We start from the raw sequence: 4164 nt of genomic DNA on the forward strand, positions 1-4164 counted from the left end.
GCACAGGCGCGGGCGGCGGGCAGGCGGTGCCCGCCGCCCGCGGCGCCTGGACGTGCGGCGCGTGTGCTCAGCCGTCCGCCGTGCCCGCGAAGATCACCGGCCGCACCTCGATGCCGAGGCCCTCGATGCCGGCGTCCGGAATGAGCGCGGCCAGCTCCAGGGCGCGCTCCCGGCTGTCGCACTCCACCATGTAGTAGCCGCCGAGGTATTCCTTGGCCTCAAGGTAGGGGCCGTCCGTCACCGCCGGGACGCCGCCTCGGACCCTGACCACGGCGCTCTGCGACGGGTCGGCCAGCGCGGTGGTGCCGATCAGCTCCCCGGACCGCTTGATGGCCTCCATGAACGGGCCGTGGCCGCTCATCACCTCGTTGCGCTCCTCCTCGGTCAGCGCATCCCAGATCCGCGGGTTGTTGTGCATGATCAGCAAGAACTTCATCTCGTCTCCTTCAGTGGTCGGGCGGCAGCGCCGTTCACCTTGGAGTCGACGCCGGTGCCGGATTCTTGCCGTACCGGACCGCAAGAATGTCGTAACTGTTCCGACTACCTCCCCGAAGGGGTGCCTGGCCTAGGCGTTCCGTAAGGCGTTGCTCTGTAGGAGGATGCATGTCGCAGCAGTTGAGAGTGCAGTGTTTCAACGTGTCGCGGGACGGGTTCGGTGCCGGTGAGGGGCAGAGCTTGGAGCGGCCCTTCGGCCACGCCGACCCCGCTTCTCTCTGGTCCTGGGCGGGTGCCACCGCAAGCTGGGTGAATCGTACCGACCCCGGTGGCACTCGCGGCCTGGACGACTACCTGACCCGAGATCACACCCGCAACATCGGGGCGGAGATCATGGGACGTAACAAGTTCGGCCCGCAGCGTGGTCCCTGGGAGAACCACGAGTGGCAGGGATGGTGGGGAGAGACCCCGCCGTTCCGCACACCGGTCTTCGTGCTCACCCACCACGAACGCCCGTCCTTCACCCTGGCCGACACCACCTTCCATTTCCTCGACGCGACACCGGCCGAGGCGCTGGCACGCGCTGCGCAGGCCGCCGACGGCCGGGACGTGCGCCTCGGCGGCGGAGTCGCCACCGTACGCGAGTTCATCGAGGCCGACCTGGTCGACACGATGCACATCGCCGTCGCACCCGTCGACCTCGGTCGAGGCGAACGCCTGTGGGAGAGTCACACCGACCTGCTCGACCGCTTCCACCTTGAGACGGTGCCGAGCCCCAGCGGAGTCACTCACCTGTTGTTCTGGAGACGATGACCGCTGACCCCGCGGGATCGCACGCACCAGCCGTGATGAGCGCGTACCCTGCCTGTCGCCGCCACTCGACAGCGGCAAGCTGAACAGAGCGCGGGGCATGCGCCTTCAGCCATGACTCGATCCGCCGCCCTTGCCGACTGACCGGCCGGGTCACCTTCGCGTCAGGCTCTCGAATCCGGGGAGGGGCGGCGTGCTCGGGCCGGGAGTCTCCGTCGCCGGCTCGCTGGAGAACACCACGGACTCGAGCGCTTGAGCGCCGCAGGCCAGCAGGACGAGTGCGCAGCCGGCCGCACCCCAGCGGGTCAGACGACGGCGACCTGCCACGCTCAACGGCTCACGTGGCGGGCGGACCCTGGTCGCGGGACGGTCCAGGAAGGAAGGTCTGGTGGCGTAGCGCTTCAGATCGTTTTCGGTGGGATTGCCGAGGATCGGGACAGGTCGAAGCGCTCCAGGATCGGGAGCGCTCGCCGGGGGAGCGGACGGGGTGCCGGCCGCCGGCTCGCCCTCATCCTGCTGCTGCGCCGGCTGCTGTTCGGTGGCGGCGCGCCGACGAGAACGCAGCACCATCACCGCTGCCATCGCGGCAGCGACGGCAGTCGACAACGCGAGCCATACCGTCCGTGGGATCATCGATCGCCGCACGCCCGGCAGACTAACGGAATAGGGCGTTGGCAAGGTTCTCACAGGTCGGTGAACCCCGCTGCTCTGATCGGATGAGCTTCTCCGGATCCGTATATACTTGTTGGTATATACTGTGAGGATGACAACTGATCACAACCTGCCCAGTGGGGTCGATATCGCGATGCTGCTGCGGCGGGCGCAGTTGCGCAAGCAACTGGCCTGCGAAGCCGCGCTCGCTCAGGTGGGACTGACGTTGCCGCAGTGGGGCATGTTGTACGCCGTCGCGATCGAGCCCGACTCCTCGACCCACGCGCTGGCACTGTGCATCGGGCAGTCCGATCAGTCCGCGGGCGCGGTGGTCGCCCGCCTCGAACAGCGAGGGTTGCTCGAACGCAGGCCCGGCACGGGTAAGGCAATTCTGCACAGGATCACGCCGGACGGCGACGAACTCGTGCGACGCTGCAACGCCCTTGTTGAGGACGTGATGTCCCGCCTGCTCGCCGGCCTCACCGATCAGACTCTTCGGGCACTGCGGACCTCGCTGTCGTCGATCGCGGAGGCCGCCCTTCCGGCGTCAACCAGGTCGGACACCGGCAGGGCGGCCTCCGATGACCTCAGCGGGCATGGAGGTGGTCACACCCTTCGATGACATATCGCGTCACGATCAGGCTCATATTCGTCTTGGTATATACTAACCAATATAAGCTCACAGACGGCGCAACCGGTCCGATCAACGGAAGGTGTGCTTGGCCCATGCCCGAAAGTGACTCTGACCTGGTGAGTGTGCTGACCCTGGTCGCCCACGAGCGACAAGCCCGCGATCGGGGCTGGTGGTACAGCCTCACGCGGTGCTGAACGACAGAGGTAGTGAGGTAGTTATGCCGGAATCCGCGTTCCTTCCTGAGCCGTTCACCGTCCAGACCTCCCCCGAGGCGCTCGCGGATCTGCGCGCCCGGCTGCGGGCCACGCGCTGGCCAGACGCACCCGAGGACGTCGGCTGGTCACTCGGCACGGACCTCGCCTACCTCCGCGACCTGGTCGCCTACTGGGCCGACGGCTTCGACTGGGCGGCCCAGGAGAAGGCGCTGTCCGAGTTCCCGCGCTTCCGCGCCCGGCTCGACGGGCTCGGCATTCACTACGTGCACGCCCGGGCCGTCAACCCGACCGGGCCGGTGCTGCCGCTGGTGCTCTGCCACGGCTGGCCGGACTCGTTCTGGCGCTACACGAAGATCATTCCGCTGCTGACCGACCCCGGGGCGCACGGCGGCGACCCCGCCGACGCGTTCGACGTGGTCGTGCCCGACATGCCCGGCTACGGATACTCCGACCGCCCTACCGGCCCGCCGCTCGACTCGATCGCCGTCGCGGGTCTGTGGGCCCGGCTGCTGGACGGCCTCGGCTACCAGCGGTTCGGCGCCGTCGGCGGGGACATCGGCAGCGGCGTGAGCAACTTCCTCGCGCTGAATTACCCCGAACGGGTCACGGCCGTCCACCGCATGGACGCGGGGGTGCCGGTCTACTCGGGGGACCCCGCCGACCTGACGCCCGAGGAGCGCGCCTGGATGGCGGACATGACGGCCTGGGGCGCGGCCGAGGGCGCCTACCTGGCGATGCACCGCACCAAGCCGCAGACCGCGGCAGTCGGGCTCACCGACTCCCCGGCAGGGCTCGCCGCGTGGATCGTCGAGAAGATGCGGGGGTGGAGCGACAGCGGCGGCGACATCTTGCGGTCCTTCACGATGGACGAGGTCCTCACCAACGTCACGATCTACTGGCTCACCGAGACCATCGGCTCGTCAATGCGGATGTATCGCGCGAACGGTGAGATCCCGGCCGCGCAGCAAGCCCGCCGGATCGAGGTCCCCTCCGGCTTCACCCTGTTCCCCGGCAACATCAGCCGGGCACCGCGGACGTGGCTGGAGCGCACCACCAACCTCGTGCGGTTCACGGAGGCCCCGCGCGGCGGGCACTTCGCGCCGCTCGAAGAGCCCGAGTTCTACGCGGAAGAACTGCGCGCCTTCTTCCGCCCCTACCGGGCCTGATTCCGCCAGTAGTCAGTTGGGCCGGTATGCCGGAGACGCCGAGGCCAGACGATGTGCTGCCAGGTCGGCTCCTGGCGCGGTGGTGGCGGTGGTGGCGGTGGTGGCCCGAGCTCGGCAAGCCGCTGCCTATGCCCGAGCGGGGTCTGTGCGGCGGGGGGGGGCGCCCCGCCCCCCCCGCCGGGGCCGGGCCCCCCGCCGGCCCCCCGGGGCCCCCCGCAGGCGCCGGGCCCCCCCCCCCCCCCCGCCGCGGGCC

The 4164-nt window shown here is 69.4% G+C and carries 5 protein-coding genes; 3 read left to right on the forward strand and 2 right to left on the reverse strand.

All coding sequences use genetic code 11. The features are described 5' to 3' along the window. Positions 1 to 67: 67 nt before the first annotated feature. On the reverse strand, positions 68 to 436 hold the full coding sequence (locus tag ACWD0F_RS51695; protein WP_449890457.1) for a YciI family protein: 369 nt from the start codon (positions 434 to 436) through the stop codon (positions 68 to 70). Between the two features lie 167 nt (positions 437 to 603). On the opposite strand from ACWD0F_RS51695, the gene ACWD0F_RS51700 reads away from it, so the two are divergent. Beyond that, positions 604 to 1248 carry a dihydrofolate reductase family protein gene (locus ACWD0F_RS51700; RefSeq protein WP_449890459.1) on the forward strand — a complete coding sequence of 215 codons (645 nt, stop codon included), beginning with the start codon at positions 604 to 606 and terminating at the stop codon, positions 1246 to 1248. Positions 1249 to 1398: 150 nt separating this feature from the next. Here ACWD0F_RS51700 and ACWD0F_RS51705 read toward each other — a convergent pair whose 3' ends face one another. Then, on the reverse strand, positions 1399 to 1890 hold the full coding sequence (locus tag ACWD0F_RS51705) for a hypothetical protein (protein WP_449890461.1): 492 nt from the start codon (positions 1888 to 1890) through the stop codon (positions 1399 to 1401). A 118-nt stretch (positions 1891 to 2008) separates the two neighbouring features. Between ACWD0F_RS51705 and ACWD0F_RS51710 the strand changes: the two genes are divergently transcribed. Next, on the forward strand, positions 2009 to 2518 hold the full coding sequence (locus ACWD0F_RS51710) for a MarR family winged helix-turn-helix transcriptional regulator (protein WP_449890463.1): 510 nt from the start codon (positions 2009 to 2011) through the stop codon (positions 2516 to 2518). 229 nt (positions 2519 to 2747) lie between these two features. Beyond that, positions 2748 to 3911 (forward strand): epoxide hydrolase family protein, encoded by a 1164-nt coding sequence (locus ACWD0F_RS51715; protein WP_449890465.1) that lies wholly within the window; start codon positions 2748 to 2750, stop codon positions 3909 to 3911. Positions 3912 to 4164 lie beyond the last annotated feature (253 nt).

The sequence above is a fragment of the Nonomuraea sp. NPDC002799 genome (genome assembly GCF_053592075.1).